This is a genomic window from Budvicia aquatica DSM 5075 = ATCC 35567, assembly GCF_000427805.1.
GTDB lineage: Bacteria > Pseudomonadota > Gammaproteobacteria > Enterobacterales > Enterobacteriaceae > Budvicia > Budvicia aquatica.
On the sequence record NZ_ATYS01000066.1, the window covers coordinates 1 to 21,392 of the forward strand.

10 protein-coding genes are annotated in these 21,392 nt (G+C 47.7%); 4 read left to right on the top strand and 6 right to left on the bottom strand.

The window, feature by feature from the left end; genetic code table 11:
* Positions 1–745 (top strand): hypothetical protein (locus tag YWE_RS27865; protein ID WP_036016544.1); only part of this gene is annotated, 745 nt, incomplete at its 5' end.
* A gap of 61 nt (positions 746–806) precedes the next feature.
* On the opposite strand, the gene YWE_RS0118920 is transcribed toward YWE_RS27865, so the two are convergent.
* On the bottom strand, positions 807–1,082 hold the full coding sequence (locus YWE_RS0118920) for a hypothetical protein (protein ID WP_029095938.1): 276 nt from the start codon (positions 1,080–1,082) through the stop codon (positions 807–809).
* A 192-nt stretch (positions 1,083–1,274) separates the two neighbouring features.
* Here YWE_RS0118920 and YWE_RS0118925 point away from each other — a divergent pair, with 192 nt between their 5' ends.
* Positions 1,275–2,018 (top strand): glycosyltransferase, encoded by a 744-nt coding sequence (locus YWE_RS0118925; protein WP_029095939.1) that lies wholly within the window; start codon positions 1,275–1,277, stop codon positions 2,016–2,018.
* A 312-nt stretch (positions 2,019–2,330) separates the two neighbouring features.
* On the opposite strand, the gene YWE_RS0118930 is transcribed toward YWE_RS0118925, so the two are convergent.
* The 4 genes from YWE_RS0118930 to YWE_RS0118945 form a co-directional block, all read right to left on the bottom strand.
* Positions 2,331–2,987, bottom strand: coding sequence for a DUF799 domain-containing protein (locus YWE_RS0118930; RefSeq protein ID WP_029095940.1), 657 nt, complete (start codon positions 2,985–2,987; stop codon positions 2,331–2,333).
* Positions 2,984–3,343 (bottom strand): DUF4810 domain-containing protein, encoded by a 360-nt coding sequence (locus YWE_RS0118935; RefSeq protein WP_029095941.1) that lies wholly within the window; start codon positions 3,341–3,343, stop codon positions 2,984–2,986. The genes YWE_RS0118930 and YWE_RS0118935 overlap by 4 nt, the downstream gene beginning before the upstream one ends.
* A 35-nt stretch (positions 3,344–3,378) precedes the next feature.
* Positions 3,379–4,050 (bottom strand): CsgG/HfaB family protein, encoded by a 672-nt coding sequence (locus YWE_RS0118940; protein ID WP_036016546.1) that lies wholly within the window; start codon positions 4,048–4,050, stop codon positions 3,379–3,381.
* Between the two features lie 142 nt (positions 4,051–4,192).
* Complete coding sequence (locus YWE_RS0118945) at positions 4,193–4,420, bottom strand: hypothetical protein (RefSeq protein WP_029095943.1); 228 nt, start codon at positions 4,418–4,420, stop codon at positions 4,193–4,195.
* A 478-nt stretch (positions 4,421–4,898) separates the two neighbouring features.
* On the opposite strand from YWE_RS0118945, the gene YWE_RS0118950 reads away from it, so the two are divergent.
* Together YWE_RS0118950 and YWE_RS27870 are read left to right on the top strand one after the other, a co-directional pair.
* Complete coding sequence (locus YWE_RS0118950; RefSeq protein ID WP_036016548.1) at positions 4,899–6,257, top strand: TolC family outer membrane protein; 1,359 nt, start codon at positions 4,899–4,901, stop codon at positions 6,255–6,257.
* A gap of 980 nt (positions 6,258–7,237) precedes the next feature.
* Complete coding sequence (locus tag YWE_RS27870; protein WP_051323440.1) at positions 7,238–20,713, top strand: Ig-like domain-containing protein; 13,476 nt, start codon at positions 7,238–7,240, stop codon at positions 20,711–20,713.
* Between the two features lie 146 nt (positions 20,714–20,859).
* Here YWE_RS27870 and YWE_RS0118960 read toward each other — a convergent pair.
* On the bottom strand, positions 20,860–21,392 hold a 533-nt coding region (locus tag YWE_RS0118960; RefSeq protein WP_029095945.1), incomplete at its 5' end, for a beta-barrel domain-containing protein.

Genomic DNA, 21,392 nt, shown 5'->3' on the forward strand with positions numbered 1-21,392 from the left:
CTATCGTTGTGAGACTATTATGACATCATCATTCATTACGGATGTGCCGGCATCAGTGTGCCCGCAAGTTTGCCACCTGTATGCTTTCAGGCATGACACGGCCCGACAGAACCGTCTTATTGACCCAGTAGCATTAAGTCAACTATTGGGATTAAAAACAGAGGCTCAACGCCGACTCAATCAATATACGGATGCGGCCATCCGTTTAGAACCTGACGTGAACCGATTACGCCGTTGGGCGAAGGTTGGGCTCTGTGAGTGGCCTGACGAGGTCAGTCGGGCAAAAGGGACCCGCCTCATGGGGATGATCGTGCCTGAGCTCATTATTCACGCGCTGATAAGTGAAGGTAAACTCCGCCCGCGGCCACGACGCCTCGCGTATAGCGGATATTGTCCGATAACACCGATAAAAAGGCCTCAGGGCCACGCGTCTCAAGCGACCATCTTCGTTGAACTGCTCGATGACGAGTGCCGTCGTTTGGGGCTGACGGCGTTACAGCGCAGGTTCGCTCAATTATCGGCCACGCTGACGGAGGCTTCAGAACGGGAACGTTTTGCCTTAGTCTGCTTTCATGCGTTATTGAGGGGAGATATTGATACCGTATTAGGGCAATCTGCGGTCACGCTCAGCGTGTTGATGTCGAGCTATCTAGTTCACCATCCGGCGCTACAGGACCCGGTTGAGGAATATCTGTTTTTCGCGTTCTATTCAACGTGGTTGAGTTATCCACCGGTGAGGGGGTAAATCATTAGGTCCAGAGATATCTCAGGCTCACGGGCTGACTGCTCACTACAGCGATGTGGATTCACTGCCGTACGATGGCTTCCAGAGTGCCCGGCAGGCCATCAATCAACACGAGCTGATAGTGGGTCTGTCCAGTATAAGTAAAGCAGGCCAGCTCTTCTAATAACTCATACCGCGCGATGCGGTAAGTCAGCGCCGCATTCGGATGACACATTCGCGCATGCTTGAGCAGATAATCCAACGCGGCTTCCTGAGTCAGCATTAACGCCAGTGGGTTGGTTGATGCTACGCCTTCGCTGTTATTGCGAATAATGGGCACATGGATAGATAGCGTCATGGTACTTAACCTTCATCGGTCAATCATAAAGAACGCCAATTTAGCAGGTTTTCTAACAGGGATTGATCGTTTGAAATGATGGAACTTCCAATATTGATCGTCCAAACCAATTGGAGGTTGAAAGCCGCGTCAGCTATGCTATTGGCACCGTCTCATCAGGCTGTCAGCCCTACGCATCGCATGAGAAAAATGATGAATATCCTGTATACCAATTTTCATGTCGCCGGTGGNGGTGGTCATGATGTGTACATCCGAACCTTGCTTAAACAGTCTACCCATACGGCTTATGTGGCCTGTCCAAAAAGTAGTTATTTGTATCGGTCGCTAACGCGGGATAACGTGGCCAATGTGCTAGCGCTGGATTTTCCGGGGAAGTTGAGCCAGAGCGTGCATCTTGTTACCCAACTCCGGCGGTTACTGNCGATAATCGAGGCGCACCAGATTGATATTATCCACACCAACGGGTCGGCCGATAATCGTCTGGTGAGCTATGCCCGGTTATTGAGCCGCAGGCCCTTCAAGCACGTCTTTACTAAGCATAACGGGTTTCCTGTTCAGGGGCCGATATCCCAATGGCGCTTTCTCAAAGCCAATCACGCGATTATCTTTGTCAGCCAGTCGATTTATCAGTCGATCGGGTTTCCGGTTCAGTCCGATAAGATTGTGGTCATCCGTAATGGGGTCGATACCGACTACTGGCGACCACCGGTGACCGTGGTCCCATCAGACCCTATTCGGCTGGTCATTCTCGCGGGGACGTCAGGGTATAAAGGCTGGCAGTATCTGATTGAACCTCACGGTTCGCTCTTCCGTGTAATCCGTGACTACGTTGTCCCCGATGCTCTGCACATTAAAATTAATCTCAACGCACAATCGGGTAGGGAGCGGCTGGTGAGACAGCAGGTTTCTTCGCACTTATTATTCACTATTAGCTGAAACAATCACAGGAACAGCTTCGTGTCGTACCACAATTTTCAGGACAGGCCCGGTTTTTGATATGGGTGTCAAATCCTTATTCAAAACACAAAAGGTCACTCTCATGTTGCATGCTAATAATCCCATCATTAAACACAAAGCCGGTTTATTAAATTTTGCTGAATAACTTAAGAATATTTCCAGAGCCTAGAAAGTTATAGGCGTTTACGCGAAGAAAAATAATTTATAACGCCATAAAAAACGTCGCTAGTCATATAGCGACGTTTTTTTCTAAAAATCTAGCTAGAACCTAAATTAATCCCATTTTTAATATTACTTTGCGTCTTGCCCATACTTCGGTGAGCGTGGACCATAAAGAATACTGTCTGGTTGCCCAGCGCCAAGCAAACGAACGCTGGTCACACCGGCAACTTCATAACTCTTGTCTGTCAACGTATGCGCAATTTGATTAACCGCAGCCTGAATCAACATCCCGATTAAGTTGCCCGACCCGGAATTTTGTTCGTTAGACGATGCTGTTGCACTACCGCTCCATAAAAGCGTACCGGTGGCTAAATCAACTAATTTAGCATCGGCTGTAACCCGAGTATCACTGGCAATGACTTGGTAAGAAGTACCATAGTCTTTAACCGTAATATAAAGCACGCTGTCTGCGCCAAATATTTCTCTGAGTTTTACCAGGCTGGTCGTTTGAATCTCGCCACCATTAACTAAACCATTTTGTTTAAAAACCTCTTCTACCATAGCTACCGGAAAAACATAGTAACCGGCTTCAGATAAAGGGTAAGTCACATTAGATAACATCCCGTGGCTAGCATTGGTCTCAGGAGAATCATTCTGAGGTAATAAAACCAAGATACTTTTAGGTGGGTGTTGTCTAAACGCGGTGTAGTCAACGGCTTCTTTTTTAGCACACCCGGTTAATAATATTGCTGCCAGTAATCCACATAGCGCGATAATCCGTTTCATTTTTTATCTCCTTTACTTTTATTCATTAAAAAATTCATAAAAGTTGTGGACTCTGGAAACTGTGCTTTTTCGGTCTCAAACTCAGCGATAGCTAATTCAGGATGCCCCGTATTGCTATATAACATCCCTAGGTGGGCATGCAATCCCGGAGGAACGGGCAAGTTTGTTGATTGTGATTTTTCAATAATTTCTTTAAGACTCGCGATTTGTTGTTCAGGGCCAATAGTATCTGACTGATAATATTGATAAATTACATTTTGATAGCCGTCCCAGTAATAAATAGGTTTTGGCGCTGTAGCACATCCGACTAACAAGAGTATGGCTAATAAAGAACCTGCTTTATACATTAACTTCATATTTAATCCGTTATATAAAATTTATCTCATATAGGCTATTGAGCGGGTTTCCATGCACCATTTTCAATACCCGTAACTAAATTATTGACCGCTTCGCGAATGGCTAAATCTAATACTTTGCCATTTAACGTTGAGTCATAGCTGGCTGTACCGCCAAAACCAATCACTTCACGATTTGATAATTCATATTCGCCAGCGCCTTGAGAAGAAAACACGACTTCTGAAGTTTGTACGTTAACGATATTTAAATTCACTTTAGCGTAGGCTATTTGTGATTTTCCACGGCCTAAAAGGCCAAATAACTGGCGATCCCCGACTTCTTTGCGACCAAATTCAGTGACATCACCGGTAATCACATAGCTGGCACCTTTAAGCGTTTGGGCTTTTCCTTTAATACCCGCTTCAGCCTTAATCTCTTCCATATTAGTACGGTCTAATACGTTAAACCGGCCGGTTTGTTGTAAATGGGTCACCAAAATAGTTTTTGATTGATTACCTAGACGATCAACACCGTCAGAAAAAACGCCGTTCATATAGCTAGAACGATTATCAAATTTTCCTACAGAAATAGCACTACGCTGACCACTATACGGAGTGTTATAAGACGCAACTTTAGCAACTTCAACCGAACGGGATGACTCAGTTGCACAACCTGACAATAATATTGCCACTACAAACATAGACAAAAGAATAACTTTCTTTTTCATTGAAAAATCCTTATATCGAGGTGAAAAAACCATAATAAACAGAATCATAACTTAAATCGAAAAAATATTATCAAATTAATTTCTAATTAAAATCCACGATATAATATCAGCGTTTAATAAAAGAATGTTTGTTAATGAGCAATCATTTTATATCAATAACCGATATGGCGGGTACTTGCCAAGTTTGTTCAAAGTAATCATAGGCAGGCTTTAAGCTTTGCCTGAAGGATAAATCTGTTGAATCTTGATAGTTGTTCATATCTTCCTTGGCCATTTCAAAAGGAACAATATGCATAGGAATAGTTTTCTGCCCACTATTCAGTGCTTGTCCTACCAGTCCACAAATTTCAGTAATAATGAGATTAATCATGGCATAACGACTTGCAGCCTGCGCCCTCGTTCACGCGACACCCGCTTACACGGTTGCCGCCCCCGATGTGCCATCGTCCGACAAATGACGCGGTGAGAGCAGAACTGGTCCCATGGGGTCAGGCAATGGCGGGGCCATGAGACGGGCCATGCCGCTGGCACACCAATACTGATATGTTGTTTTCTTTGCTCAATAGTGTCGCGGTTCGACATGGTAAATACCTCAGGGTTGAGGATGTCGCTGCTATGGTGCAAGCAAATATTTATTGAAATATGAGTCCATCGAACGATTACTTCGCATCAGGCGAAAACCAATGTTGGACCAGCCAGAAGTATGCACCATATTTATAATTTATCTTGTGTTGTTATTTTAAGTTTTGATGTAGGATTGTTTTATATTTATGGCGATTTTAATTGGATTTTCTGTAGTTAATCGTTTTCATTTTTAATGATGAAAAATATGCGGGGTGATGAATAACATGCGAATATTTTCCTTGTTTTACCCGCCGGTTGTATTTTTTGTTATCGGGCTATTCATTATCAGTGTTGATAATTTACCGATTAGTCACGCTGCCCCGTTACCCAAATGGGCTGAAGCACCAACGGTCCAACAATCAAAAACGCTTTCTTTAAGAGACGCTATCTTACGCGCATTTGGTCGTAGCCCTGCTATTGCTCAGGCATCTGCTCAGGCCGGTATTGGTCAGGCTCAGATTGATGAAGCCCAAAGTGTATGGTATCCGCAAGTGAGTTTAAGTGGGACTTCCGGTCATTCTAAACAAGCAGATTCGAGTGGCAGCTTAAATAATTCAGCCTCTTATGGATTAACATTATCCCAACTCGTTTATGACTTTGGTAAAACCAATAACAATATTAAGAAGCAAGAAACGGTTTCGGCTTCTTATTATTATAACTTGCTTAGCGTAATGAATGAGGTTGGTGAGAAAACGGCTTTAACTTATTTGGACGTTAAGCGCTATCAGTCTTTATGTGATGCGGTGGAAGATAATATTAAGTCGTTAGAAGCGGTTAGAGATATGGCCCAACTGCGGGCAGACGCGGGATTAAGTTCAAGTTCTGATGTGTTGCAGGCTGAAGCCCGCATCGCGGGTATGCGCGCGACGTTGGAACAATATAGAGCACAGCGTTTAACGGCAGTATCCCAACTGGCTGTATTGACTGGTGTGAGGGCTTCAAACTTGCCTGATTACCCGAAAGAACTGCTCAAACAACCGGTGCAGTTAGACAGTATTGGTTACCAGAATAACCCTCAGGTGCAGTCAGCACAATCCCAACAGAATGCGGCTAAATATGGCGTAGAAGTGGCTAAATCCCAAAACTGGCCGACGTTAAGTTTACAGGGTGCTCGTACCCGTCATGAAACAGACAGTCGTTCATATTGGAACGATCAACTGCAACTTTCGGTAGATATGCCGATTTATCAAGGAGGCGCTGTATCAGCCCGAGTCGATCAGGCGGAAGGCGTCAGACGGGCGGCTGAATCTCAGGTTAATCAGGCCAAAATGGATATTAACCAAAAAGCCGCTACGGCATTTGCTAACTGGACCGGTGCGAGAGAAAGAGAAACTGCGGGTGACCAGCAGTTTTTTGCCGCAATTACCGCCCGTGATGTTTATCGTAATGAATATAAGTTAAGTAAGCGCAGCTTGAACGATTTACTTAGCGTTGAACAAGATGTCCATCAGGCGGCGATAGCTAAATTGAATGCTGATTATGATGGCTGGACCTCTGCGGTGAATTATGCTGCGGCGGTAGATAATCTTTTGCCATTATTAGAAATATTAAGAAAATATAAAGATGATCTCCCTAGTTTGTAGTTAATTTACCGTGTATCTAATAGTTTGAGTCCAAGGTTTATTTATATCGGCTATGCCTTATATTTGAGAGAGTTTACCTAGATACACTTTCCTATAACTCTTTGTATTATTTATCCATGCCATTTTGTAGCTGAGATGAATGAAGGAGCTTGATTTTCAGTAATCGATGTCGTGAGGATTGTATTAAAGCCGTTCTTTTGACTTCAAATGGCTGGAATATCACTATGATTGCTCAGGCTTTTCGGTTGTACGAGATAACCGTATTTCGACATGTTAAGGACTACGAGCAATTTAACACGTTCCAGCCTGATAATGGCGGTTCTGAAGGTTCTTTGACTACCGAGCTTGAACGTTCAATGTGTTTGAAGCACCGTCATGGGTGCGAAAGTGTGGTGCGTTTCTTTTGTGCTATCCGTGAGCATTCTCCCTTACGAAAATAGCCAAGGTAATTCTCGATGGTGCGGGTTATTAACGCGCATAGCGAGTCAAAGATGCGGCGTTTGTCCTGAACATTGAGCTTCATTATTTCTCGCCATATGGCCCGGATCTAAGTCCAATAGAAATGTTATGGTAAGTGACGAATAAGCAGATAAGAAACAACCAATATTATCCGACGAAACGGGATATTAAGATGGACATTCTTCACTTCTTTCGAGGTGAAACTCCCACAAATAGCATGTTCATTGTTCACACGTTTAAACGATAATTTCCAAGTACTGAAACCTGCATTTTGATTTCACTTGGGTATAACTGATTTTATTATTAATCATTATGTTAAATGTTTTGGTTTTTTATTTTTAGCTGATTTATTAGTAATAAGAGATTTAATGCCAATGCTTTGATTATAAAGGTTGGCTGGTTCTGCAACTCTATGCAGCTCTAAGAATGAGATATTTTTCTTAGTAAGCAAAATGTAGGCTAAAGGCAAGCGTCAACGCGGAAGCTGATAACGTTGCCGTTATATTGAATCGAGGTGAATCTTGAACAAAACTGTTGATATTATTTCCCGCAAAGCGGAAACCAAAACGTCTCTTATCAATGCTGGCAACTTGAATGTTTCTTTACAGGAACCAAGTGTACTTGTGATCCATGGATCCAGTACCGAAGTTGTCCGCTATGAGCGCCAAGGAAACGACCTCTTAATCGTGATGAAAGATGGCAGCGTTATTCGCTGTAACGGTTATTTCATTGAAGATTCAGAAGAAAAATATTCCGAACTGGTTTTTCAGAATGATAGCGGTGCGTTAACTCATATCACTTTTGCGGATATAGGTTCAAGTATCCCTGTTGAGATGATGATTCTGGAACCGACAGAAACGACTATGGCTGATATCCAGACTCTGCTTTACGGTAGTTCAGACGGTGACTATTCGTGGGGAATGCTGGCGGGTGCGCTGTTGGGCGGGGCCGGTATTGGTGCTTTAATCGGCAGCTCGGGTGGAAGCGATGGCCGTAAGACTGAAGTGATTGAAACGCTGGTTCCTCAGCCGGAAGAAGTGATAAAAGAAGTCGAAGTGATGATGGTGAGTTTTATCGTACAGGACAAGACAGGCGATAAGCAAGGCTTACTCAGAAACAATGATATTACTGATGAAAATCAGCCAACCTTTAGCGGTACTGGTCAGCCAGGCTCAACTATTCAAATTAAAAATGAGTTGGGCCACGTTATTGCCAGTGCACAGGTAGCCGCTGACGGTTCATGGCAAGTGATTATTCCTGCTCAATCAACCGGTGTTCACACCTATTCAGTTGTACAGATTCACGGTGATAAAACCACTAGTGCCGGTGATATTGCTCTGAACGTTATCGCGGGTGACGCTCGACTCACTTTTAGCGCCGTTGCTGGTGACAATATAATTAATGCCTCTGAACACAATGACGACGTAGTCATTTCTGGTCTGGCGACAGGTCTGGCATCAGGTACTGCGTTGATTGTCAATTTGAATGGTACTGCGTATCAGGCTACTGTAAGTGCCAATGGTGGATGGACTATTACTGTTCCGGCTGGTGACGTAGTTAAACTAGCCGATAGCCAATATGTTCTGACCGTGACGGGCAACGATGCTGCGGGTAACACTGTTCGCGAAAGCCATAAGATTGCGGTTAATACCACGCCTCCGGTTGTGATGATTAACACCATCAGTGGCGATGACGTACTGAATAGTGCCGAAGTGGCTGCCAATCAGACTATCAGCGGTCGTGTAGTGAATGCTGAAACGGGTCAAACGGTGAACGTCTCACTGAACGGTAACGACTACACCACCACTTTGGGGGCTGACGGCAACTGGACGCTGAACGTTTCATCTGCCGATTTAAGCGCTTTGATTAATGGTTATCTAACCGTAACTGCACGTGTGACCAACAAAGCAGGCAACCAAGGCCATGACAGCCGTCAAATTGCCATCGACGCAGGCTTACCCGAATTAGGCATTAATACCGTCGCCAGTGATGACATTATTAACGCCATTGAATTGGGTCAAGCATTAATCATTAGCGGTACCAGTACCGATCTGGCTCACGGTAGTATTGTTACCGTTAATGTCAATGGTAAAGATTATGTGGCGAGCGTGGTTGTGGATGGGACATGGAGTACTGGTATCCCAATTAATGACGTTGCAACCTTCCCCGCAGGGCCGTTAGTGATTACCGTTGCAGCCAGTGACACCTCCGGTAACCCCGTTAACAGTATTCACCATGTGGTTGTCGATCTGGCGCCTGTTGCTATCAGTATTGATGCTGTTTCCGGCGACAACGTGCTGAATGCGCTTGAGAAAGGTCATGATTTAGTGCTGTCTGGCTTAACTCAGAACGTTGAACCAGGTCAAACAGTGACTGTTGTTGTGGGTAGCCATAGTTATCAGACTACCATTGGTCTGGGTAACCGCTGGACGGTGACGATTCCGTCAGCCGATCTGAACGGTTTAAACGACGGCGTTAACTCTATTTCCGTTAGCGTCAATAATATTGCTGGTAATACGGCGTCCGCTGCACAAGAAGTGCGTGTGGATACCTCTGCTCCAATTATTACCATTAACACTTTAGCTGGCGATGATATTTTGAGCGCGATAGACGCTGCTCAGACGTTAACTATCAGCGGCACAACCGTCGGGGCGGAGGCGGGGCAGATTGTCACGGTCTCCCTGAATGGGACTGACTACACCACCACCGTGGCGGCTAACGGCAATTGGACGCTGAGCGTTGACGCAACGGATTTAGCTGCACTAGCCGAAGGCAACGCGGTTATCACGGCGACAGTCAGTGATAAAGCGGGTAACCCGGTTAGCTCGATGCATAATTTGTTAGTCGATACCGTCGCGCCAGCCATTACTATCAGTACCGTGGCCGGTGACGATGTGATCAATAGCACCGAGCATGCTCAGTCTCACATCATCAGCGGCACTACCACCGATGCGGTGGTGGGTGATGCGATTGTGGTGGTGATTAATGGCCACACCTATAATACCACCGTCAATGCTGACGGAACTTGGAGTGTGGGTGTACCCGCCAGCGTGATTAGCGCGCTGCCGGACAGCTCGGTGACCATCACGGCTACCGTGACCGATAAAGCGGGTAACAGCAGCAGTGCTAGCCACAATGTGCTGGTCAATACTGCGGCACCAACCCTGACTATCGCCACGTTAGCTGGTGATGACATTATCAATGCCACTGAGAAAGGCTTAAGCCTAACTATCAACGGCAGCAGTATTGATGTGGCGGCTGGATTGACCGTGACCGTGAGTTTAAACGGTAAAACCTATACGACTATCGTGGGGGATGACGGTTCTTGGACATTAAACGTTCCGGCAGCCGATGTGGTTAAACTGGGCGAAGCGAACTACACGGTGAGCGCCAGCGTGGCCGATGCGATTGGCAACACCACCTCAACCACCCACAAGGTGCTGGTCAATACTGCGGCTACGCAGGTGATCATCAACACCGTTGGCGGTGACGATATCCTGAATGCAGACGAAGTCGAAATCGATCAGACCCTCAGCGGACGCGTGGTGAACGCGGAAGCCGGTCAGTCCGTGACTGTTTCGCTGGGAGGTAAAAATTATACCAGCACCGTTAATGGCGACGGCACTTGGTCGGTCAATATCTCGTCAGCAGATCTGACGGCGCTGGGCGACGGTGGTCTGATGGTCACGGCTACTGTCACTAATCAGGCCGGTAACTCGGGTCAGGGTGAACGTGAGATTGCTATCGATGCCGGCCTGCCGGGTTTACGTATCGACACCGTAGCCGGTGATGACATTATTAATGCCATCGAACTGGGTCAGGCGTTAGTGATTAACGGCACCAGTACCGACTTAGCGGCGGGCAGCGTGGTGACGGTGATGGTCAATGGTCAAGACTACGCTGCCAGCGTGAATGCTGACGGTAGCTGGCGTGTAGGCATCCTGTCGCAGGATGTGGCGGCCTTCCCTGAAGGTTCGTTAGCCATTACCGCTCAGGCTACCGACGGTTCAGGTAACACGGTCAGCCACCTGCATAACGTGGAGGTCGATCTGGCCACCGTGGCCATCAGCATTGACACCGTAGCCGGTGATAACGTGCTGAGTGCGGTCGAAAAAGGTCAGGACTTAGTGCTGACCGGCTCCACCCAGAACGTGGAAGCGGATCAGGTTGTGACCGTGAACGTGGGCGGCAAAAACCATCTGGCGACCGTTGACAGCAACGGCGTGTGGACGGTTACCGTACAGGCTGCAGACCTTCATGGCCTGAAAGACGGAACTAACGATCTCTCTGTGATAGTGACCAATGCGGCAGGTAACAGTGCCTCAGCGACACAAGATGTTCGCGTCGACACTGTTGCGCCAACCATTACCATCAACACTTTAGCCAGTGACGATATCCTAAACGCGACCGAAGTCGGTCAGGCGTTAGCCATCAGCGGTACCACTGCGGGGGTGGAAGTCGGTCAGACCGTGACCGTATATCTGGCAGGTAAAACCTATCATACGACCGTTGATGCTGACAGTCGCTGGACGCTAGACATTCCGGCCGAGAACGTCGGTATTCTGCCGGTAGGTGATGTAATTGTGACTGCAGCAGTGAGTGATAGTGCGGGTAATGAAAGTAGCATCACTCATAATCTGCTAGTTAACGTCACTGCGCCGATTATCACTATCAACACCGTAGCTGGTGACAATGTGATTAACGAAGTAGAACATGGCCAGGCTCAGATTGTTAGCGGTACCACCGTTAATGCTGTTGCAGGAGACAACGTCTCGGTCGTTATCGATGGTAAGACTTATTCTACTTTGGTTAATGCCGACGGCAACTGGAGTGTGGGTGTACCAGGCAGCGTGATTAGCGCTCTGCAGGACAGCACTGTGACCATTACGGCTACAGTGACCGATAAAGCGGGTAACAGCAGCAGCGCTAGTCATAACGTATTAGTTGATACTGTTGCACCGACGTTGGCTATCAACGCTATTGCTGGTGATGACATTATCAATGCCACCGAGAAAGGCTTAAGCCTGGCTATTAGTGGTACGAGCACCGATGTAGCGCAAGGACAGTCGGTCACTGTACGCTTAAACGGCAAGTCGTACACTACCGTTGTGGACTCAGGTGGAACTTGGACGTTGAATGTTCCAGCGGTTGATGTGGCTAAACTGGGTGACGCGAGCTATACCGTGAACGCCAGCGTGACGGATACCGTAGGTAATTCAGTTACAACCACTCACGATGTGAAAGTCGATACGGTTGCACCGCTGGTTATTATCAACGCCGTTGGCGGTGACGATATCCTGAATGCAGACGAAGTCGAAATCGATCAGACCCTCAGCGGACGCGTGGTGAACGCGGAAGTCGGTCAGGCCGTGACCGTTTCGCTGGGGGGTAAAGACTACGCGACTACGGTTAATGGCGATGGCACCTGGTCAGTCAGCGTACCGACCGTCGATCTGACGGCGCAGGGCGACGGTGGTCTGACGGTTACGGCGACTGTCACTAATCAAGCGGGTAATGAAGGACAGGGCGAACGTGAGATTGTTATCGATGCCGGCCTGCCGGGTTTACGTATCGACACCGTAGCCGGTGATGACATTATTAATGCCATCGAACTGGGTCAGGCGTTAGTGATTAACGGCACCAGTACCGACTTAGCGGCTGGTAGTACAGTAAATGTAACGATCAATGGTAAAGGTTATAGCGCCAGCGTGAATGCTGACGGTAGCTGGATTGTAGGTGTACCTGTTAATGATGTAGCGTTGTTCCCGGCGGGAACTCTGGTTATCAAGGCTAGCGGTATCGATACTGCCAGTAACATCGTAAACGTTGTTCATAACGTTAGCGTTGACTTGGCTACCGTAGCCATCAGCATTCATACAGTGGCCGATGACAACGTGATGAGTGCGCTGGAAAAAGGCCAAGATCTGGTCTTAACCGGCCAAACGCTGAATGTGGAAGCGGGTCAAACCGTAACCATCAGCATCGGCGGAAAAATCTATGATGCGAAGGTGAATACCAACGGTTCATGGTCTGTGACCGTTGCGTCAGCAGACCTGAATGGCCTGAAAGAGGGGACTAATGATATCTCGGTTAGCGTTTCTAACCGTGCGGGCAATACGGCTTCTGCTGCTCAGGAATTGCGTGTGGATACGTCGGCACCAATTGTGACGATCAATACCCTTGCCGGTGACGATATCCTGAATGCTGCAGAAGCTAGTCAACCATTGACCCTCAGTGGCGCCGTTGTTGGCGCGGAAGCAGGTCAGACCGTGACCGTTAATCTGGGCGGTAGAAACTACACCACCACGGTGAAGGTTGACAGCACCTGGAGTCTGGATATTCCTGCCAACTACGTAGGCGCTCTGGTTAATGGCAATGCCATCGTGACTACCAAAGTGAGCGATAAAGCCGGTAACGAAGGCCGTACTACTCATGGCTTGTTGGTGGATACTTACACTCCGACTATCACCATTAGCACCGTGGCTGGAGATGACATCATCAACGCCACTGAGCATGCTCAGGAACAGGTGATTCGCGGAACGACCACCAATGCGGTCATTGGCGATACCATCACGGTAGTCATTAATGGCAATACTTACAACACCACTATCAATGCGGACGGAACTTGGAGTGTGGGCGTACCCGCCAGTGTGATAAATGCTCTGTTAGAGGCCACTACGACCATTACGGCTACCATAACGGATAAAGCGGGTAACAGCAGCAGTGCTAGCCACAATGTATTGGTCAGCACAGCGGCTCCATTGCTAGGCATTAATGTGATTGCCGGTGACGATATTATTAATGCCACTGAAAAAGGTCAGGACCTAATCATCAGCGGAACCAGCCAGAATGTAGCTGCAGGCCTGAGCGTTACCGTAACCTTTAACGGCAAGACTTATACCGCGCTGGTTAGTTCAGACGGTTGTTGGACGCTGAACGTGCCTGCTAACGATGTGACTGCTTTGGGTGAGGCTAACTATACCGTCAGCGCTCATGTGACTGACCATGTAGGTAATTCCATTAGTGCTAACCATGATGTGGTGGTGGATACCGGATTACCGGGCATCACTATCGATACTGTGGCTGGTGATGATGTGATTAATGCGACGGAAATTCAGTTTGCTCAAACCATCAGCGGCAAGGTTTATAACGTTGAAGTGGGTCAGACTATAACGGTTACCGTTAACAGCCAAGCTTATCAGACAACAGTGCAGACTGGTGGTAAGTGGAGCGTCAGTGTTCCTGCTGTAGACTGGCAGGAAATTGGTAACGGCAACATCGTTGTGACGGTACAAGTGACTAACCAAGCGGGTAACAGTGGTCAGGAAACCCATAAAGTAGTCATTGATGCCAGCCTGCCAGGTATTCGTATCGGTGTCGTGTCTGGTGATGACGTGATTAACATCATTGAACACGGTCAGAACCTGATTGTTAAAGGATCGAGTGAAGGCTTTAATGCCGGAGACATCCTGAACGTAACGGCTAATGGTGTAACTTATGATGCCACCGTAGGCAGTGACGGCAACTGGATGATTGATATTCCAGCCATCAACGTGGCGAGCTTCCAACAGGGAACATTAACCGTGACGGCTCAGGGTCAGAACGCTATAGGTGAATCGGTCTCTAACAGTCATTTAGTGAAGGTTGATCTGGCCATCACGGCTATCACCATTAACACCGTCGCTGGCGACGATATCATTAATGCGGCTGAAAAAGGTCAGGCGTTGGTTTTGAACGGCTCGGTCGCTGGTATCGAAGTCGGTCAAACTGTGACGCTGGTTATTGGCGGTATGACCTATACCACCACCGTTTTGGCGGGTGATATTTGGACATATACTTTGTCGGCTAACGCAGTATCTAAACTGGCTGAAGGCAATCTGGCTATTACTGCCAGTGCTGAGAATCAGGCCGGTAACCCAGCCGACGTAGGGCGTCAGGTCGTGGTCAATAGTCAGGTGCCTGTTATCAATATCAATACTGTGTCTGGTGATGATTTGATTAACGCGACTGAACATGGTCAAGCGCTGACTATTAGCGGAACCAGCTATGGTCTGGAAACCGGGCGTGAAGTGACAGTGACTATTGGTGGCCAGAACTATACTGCTCTGGTTGGGAGAGATGGTAGCTGGGCGTTGGACATTCCTGCCGGTACGGTATCCACTCTGGCTGATAGTACTTATTCAATCACGGCGTTTTCCAGCAACGTAGCGGGTAACGGTTCATCGGCTATCCATAGCGTAGCGATTGATATCGTGGCGCCGACCGTGACTATCGACAACGTTACCAGCGACAATATGCTGAATGCTGAAGAACATTCCAGCAACCAAGTGCTTTCTGGTACCAGTAATGCTATCGGTCAGATTATTTACGTGACTATCGGTGGAGAAACTTATTCAACGGAAGTACGCAGAGACGGAACTTGGATTGTAGGTGTGCCATCATCGGTGATTAATGGTCTGAACGAAGGGACGAATACTGTTGAAGTCAGCATCGCCGATAAAGCGGGTAACGTCACGGCTGATAGTAAAGACTTTGGTGTGGTTGCCGGGGTTCCAACCCTGAGAATCAATGTCATTTCTGGTGATAATGTCATTAATCAACTGGAGCATAACGGCGACTTAATTATCAGTGGTTCGGCCAGTAACAATCTGGTCGATCGTGATGTGACAGTGACGCTGAACGGAAAAACATACACCGCTACTGTATTGGCTAACGGGACTTGGACCTTGACCGTCGATGCAGCAGACGTGAGAAATCTGAACGGCGATTATTATCGCGTGACCGCCAGTGCGAGCGATATCTCCGGTAACCCGGCCAACACCGGTCGCGATTTGGCACTGGACTTAACGCCGCCATCACTGACCGTGGCTGATATTGCTATTGACAACATGGTCAATGCGATTGAACACGGCCAGCCGGTCGTGGTGAGAGGCTCATACGGCGGTGCTGAAAACGGCCAGTTAGTGGTAGTGACCCTGAATGGTAAGGATTATACCGTAGCCGTCACTGGTAACGGCAGTTGGTCGGTGACCGTTCCGGCTAACGACGTACAGGCGCTGACTAACGCGGATTACAATGTCAACGTTTCGCTGAGCGATAAAGCCGGTAACGTTGTTGAGGTGAATAAACAGTTAGTGGTCGATACCACAACGCCGGCCATTACTATTGCTGCGATCACCGGTGATGACTCCATCAGCGTCACTGAACAGGCTGCTGGCGTGATCATGAGCGGTACTACAACGGCAGAAGCGGGTCAGACGCTTGTCGTTAACTTCAACGGACGTAACTATTCAGCCACAATAACCGAGGGCGGTACATGGACGATCAATGTACCGAGTGGTCACTTTAACGGTATTGTGGATGGTACTTACCCGGTAATGGTTACTGTTAGTGATAACGCAGGTAACCCAGCGAGCATCAGCCATAATGTGACGGTAGTGACTAAGCTGCCAACGCTGACTATTGATACCTTTGCTGGTGATAACGTGGTGAACATCGATGAACACCAGATGTCTCAGGTTATTAGCGGTACCAGTGATGCTATCGGTCAGACTGTCACCGTCACGCTGAACGGTAAAACCTACAGCAATATTCAGGTCGAAAACGACGGTTCGTGGCGTGTGACAGTAAGCTCCACGGATATGCAGGCTCTAGGCGAAGGCTTGAAAGTTATCGGGGCTTCAGTCAGCAGCGCCACTGGTAATGGCTACAGTACCAATGCCACGATTGAAGTTGACCTGACGGCACCGTTATCTACTGTGGTTATCAATTCAATCACTAACGATACCGGGGTTTCGTCCAGCGACTTTATTACATCTGATACTCAGTTTGTGCTAAACGGCTCAATCAACGGCACGCTGGCTGCCGGTGAGTATGCACAAATTAGTCTGGATAACGGAGCTACCTGGAAGACACTGACGCTGATTAACGGTAACTGGACGTTAAACAACGGAAGTACGGCATGGGCTGAAGGTGGACATACTTACTACATGCGGGTAGTTGATGCCGCAGGTAACGTGGGTACTGTCACTAATCACACAGTGACGTTAGACACCACTGCACCGGATCAGGTGATTAGCGTTAGCCATATCACCGACGATACTGGCAGTTACGATAGTGACTTTGTTACTTACGACACGACGCCTTCTCTGTTCGGTGCATTAAGCCGCGCATTGGGCAGTGATGAAACGCTACAAATTCGACTGGACAGCGGAGCATGGGGGACGGTGACCAATGTCATCGGTACCAGTTGGCAGTTCGATACCACTACGGTACTGACTGACGATATCCACACCTATGATTTACGGATTATCGATTTGGCAGGCAATACCAGCAGTACAATATCTCAAGATATTACTGTAGATGTCACCGCATCAGGTGTATCGACGACTATCGTCAGCTTTACCGATAACGTAGGGACTAACCAAAGTAACTCCCCAAGCGGTAATGAAACCGATGATACCTTACCAACGCTGAATGGGACGCTGACGGCAAGACCGGCCAGTAGCGACGTGGTGCGGATCTATGTCGATGGCGTCTGGGTCGGCAATGCCACTGTTTCTGGAATGAACTGGACCTATCACATCACGACTGCGCTGGATGAAGGTGGACATACCTTTACTGCCGTGGTGACCGATCTGGCGGGTAATGAGGGGACGCCTTCACCGGAGTTTTCTCTGATAATTGATACCATAGCTCCAACACAAACGGCAACCATCGTTAGCTACACTGATAACGTAGGCTTATATCAGGGCAACTTTGGCAGCGGTACCTATACCGATGATACCAACGTTGTGTTAAACGGTATTCTGAGCGATGTCATTAAAACCACCGACGTTGTTCGCCTATATGAAGGCTCAACGCTGTTGGGAAGCGCTACGGTTACCGGCACTGACTGGACCTTTAACCTGAATAGCTTGTCACCAGGCTCACATACCTATCGAGTGGTGATATCGGATGCGGCAGGTAACGAAGGTTCGGTTTCGAACAACTTCACGATGGAAGTCGATACGGTTGCACCAACCAGCGTTATCACCGTTGATGCTAAGCTGACCGGGGATACCACACCAACCATCACCGGTACGGTCACTAATCTGGGGGCAGACGAAACTCTGCGCATTGAAGTAAACGGCGTGATTTACCGTGAAGGTATCGACAGCGCATTAAGCGTTAACCGTACCACTAAAACCTGGGCGCTGGTGATTGATAGTGCTCATGCACTGAACGTCGACGGCGTACTGAATCAGGTTTACAACGTTGATGCGCGTATTACTGACAGAGCGGGTAACTACAGTGAAGTGAGTACCCATGACCAGTTAACGGTTTACTCTGATACGGCCATTATCCGTTCACCAAGCTTTGATTATATGGCGGAAGTCCAGCCGGCCTTTATTATTAAAGGTACCGCAGGTGCTGGAGAGGAAATGATCGTGGATGTGCGCAACGCGGGCGGTATGCTGGTCAAAACCTTTAGTAGCGCTGATGGCTCATTGGTGCAAACGGCAAACGGCAGTTACACCATAGCTTCTATTGCGTGGGGAACTATCCGGTTAACGTCCGGTGAGTACAGTATTAACGCCTATGTGAAAGTCGCTGATAACAGCGGTGGTCAGGTTTCAACGGTTGAACACTTTACGGTGATTGAGCCGAATACGGTTGCTAACGTAAAGACAACTTACGACGATACCGTTTCTAAAGTTTATGCGCTAAGCGATGGCGGCTATTGGATGTTTTATGCCTCGGCGACCACTGCAGCAGCAGGGACTTATGGCCTGTATGCTCAGCACTATAATGCCAGTGGTAGTCAGGTTGGTAGCTTGGTCACAGTTTCAACGGCTAGCACCGGTTCTAGCAACGGGAACTATCTACAAGGTATTTACTTGTATGATGTGGTCGTTAAGGCGAATGGCACGTTTAGCGTATTCTATTCAACGTCTGGGGGAAGGACTCCTAACCTGCAGAATTTTGATGCTAACGGCGTTAAAGTTGGCGCAGAGGTGAATATTACCAGTACGCTGGATTTTGAATTGACGCCAACCTATGTATCAATGGAGAACGGCGGTTATGCGTTGCTGTTTGTTTCAGGAACAATTCATAACTACAACGTTTACCAAATGCGTTACGATGCTGCTGGCAATGCGTTAGACACTAAACCTGTAGCTATTACCACAGGTTCGAACTACAACAATGGCTTTGGTTATACGTTGGCTGATGGTAACAACTACACATCAGGTAATACGCTAGGGTACGTGCAGGGTAATGGCTACGCGATAGCCTCGACGACTCAGGGCATGTCCAGTGCTGACATCGGTAATAATAATTACGTTGTTCAGTATATGAGTTCTAAGCCGGGTTCAACCAAAACTGACATTTACATGAAAGTACATAGTTTTACCACTGGTCTGCAAGTCGGTGATGAGGTTATGGTCAATGCTCAAACCGCCGGTTATCAAATTGGTGGGCAGGTTGTGGCACTGAAAGGTGGCGGTTTCATCGCTCTTTGGACTTCTAACCATGAGAGTGTAACCAGCTCTGTAACGGGGAATACCGGTTCTAACGGCACAATGGACGGTTTTGATGTGTATGCCCGTCGGTTTACCTGGGATACGGCAACCAACAAACTTGTTGCGCTCGATGCGCAGGAAGTTCGGGTAAATACCAGTACCGACGGTACCAATGGTGTAGCGTTTGACCGTTTGAATGTACATATGGACGTCGCAGCATTGGAACAGGGCGGTTACGTTGTGGTATGGAGCAAGTTTACCAGCACCACCAAATCTGAAGTTTACGCTCAGTCCTTTGATGCGGCAGGTAACAAGTTGGGGGGGGAAACGCTGATCTCTACCAATAGTGATGCAAGGCAGGACTTCTTGCCTGCGGTATCAGCGATGCCTGACGGTGGTTATATCGTAAGCTGGAACAATGCTGACAGTAGTGCTTATTGGGGTAACTACACCAGCAATATCAACAGTGTAACGGTGAATGCTGACGGTACTATTCGTGGTCATGGCGATAACACTGCCTATGCTAATACTGCCAGCTATATCAACGGTACTTCCGGCACATTAACCGGCGATGCGGCAGTTAATACGCTTGACGGTCGCCACGGTGCGACAGTGTTGAATGCGGGGGCGGGTAATGATTACATCATGATCAACGATACCCACTTTGCCGCCATAGCCGGTGGTGCTGGTTTCGATACCTTAGTCTGGGATTCAGCTAATAATCTCAATTTTGGCAGTATCGCGAATAAGATAACCAGTATTGAAGCCATCCACTTAGGTGATAAATATGCCAACGTATTGAGCCTGACGCTGCAGGATGTGTTGAATGCATCGAATACTACGGATGTTCTGGTGGTTCAGGGGGGGGCGACTGACTCGGTCAACCTAACGGATACCGGTTGGTATTCGATAGGTAGTCAAATCTGGCGTGGAGACACCTATCAGGTGCTGTTGAATACCTACGATATTAACGCGTCACTGTGGGTTCAGAATGGGATTGTGGTGAAAAATAATGTCACCACAATGGCAATGAATATGGATAGCCTAACTGGTAGTGAAGAAAGCGATGTCATCACTATGGATAACAACCATCAGGTGATTAATATTGGTAACAACGGCCACGACACTCTGTTGTACAAACTTCTCAATAGTACAGATGCCACCGGTGGCAACGATCATAGTGTAGTAAACGGCTTTACCGTTGGTATCTGGGAAAATACGGCTGATACAGACCGCGTTGATATCAGCAGTTTGTTGCAGGACTCAGGCTATATAGGGGCGGCAGATGCCAGCTATGTGAACGGTGTTGCTACATTGGGCTCCGGTAATATTGCAGACTATATCAACGTTCGAGTTGAAAACGGTAATACCGTGATCAGCGTTGATCGTGATGGCGTAGGCGGTAATTACAACTCTGCGGATTTAGTCACAATGAGTGGTGTTCAGACTGATCTGGCGACGCTGTTGGCTAATCATCAGTTGTTGGTTATCTAGGAATTTACCGAAAGTGAGGGGCCCGGAAGGGCTCTTCTTGTTATCCCCACATCTTGCTACCGTCGAAAACGATGCTAAACTCAATTTAGGTGAAAATGTGATGTCACTCATTAAACTATAGCATCACATTAAAAATGAAATTAATTCTACCTCTCCCTCAGTGCTTCATTGGCCTTATTCAGCGGCTTAAACAGATAATCCAGTACTGTTTTACTCCCTGTCTTAACATCAACCGTCGCCGTCATTCCCGGAAAAATAGGGAACTGCTTACCTGACTTATTAGTCAACATATCAACATCAGTACGGATATAAACCCGGTAATAATAGTTCTCTCGGCGCACTTCATCCTGAATGGTGTCCGGTGAAATCATCGTCACCTTGCCTTTCAGTCCGCCATAAATCGAATAGTCATAGGCGGTGATTTTAACCTGCGCATCCTGACCGGGGTGAATAAAAGCCACGTCACGGGGGGATATCCGTGCCTCAATCAATAATTGTTCGTCTAGCGGAACAATCGTCATCAATTTGCCGTTTGGTGGAATAACACCACCGACGGTGCTGACTTCAATATTCTTCACAATACCGCGCATGGGCGCATTAAAGGTCAAGCGAGTCAGGGAATCTGCGCGCCCCAGGGTAACCGAGCGCTGAGCCTCAATTTCGCTGTTAGCCTTAGCCA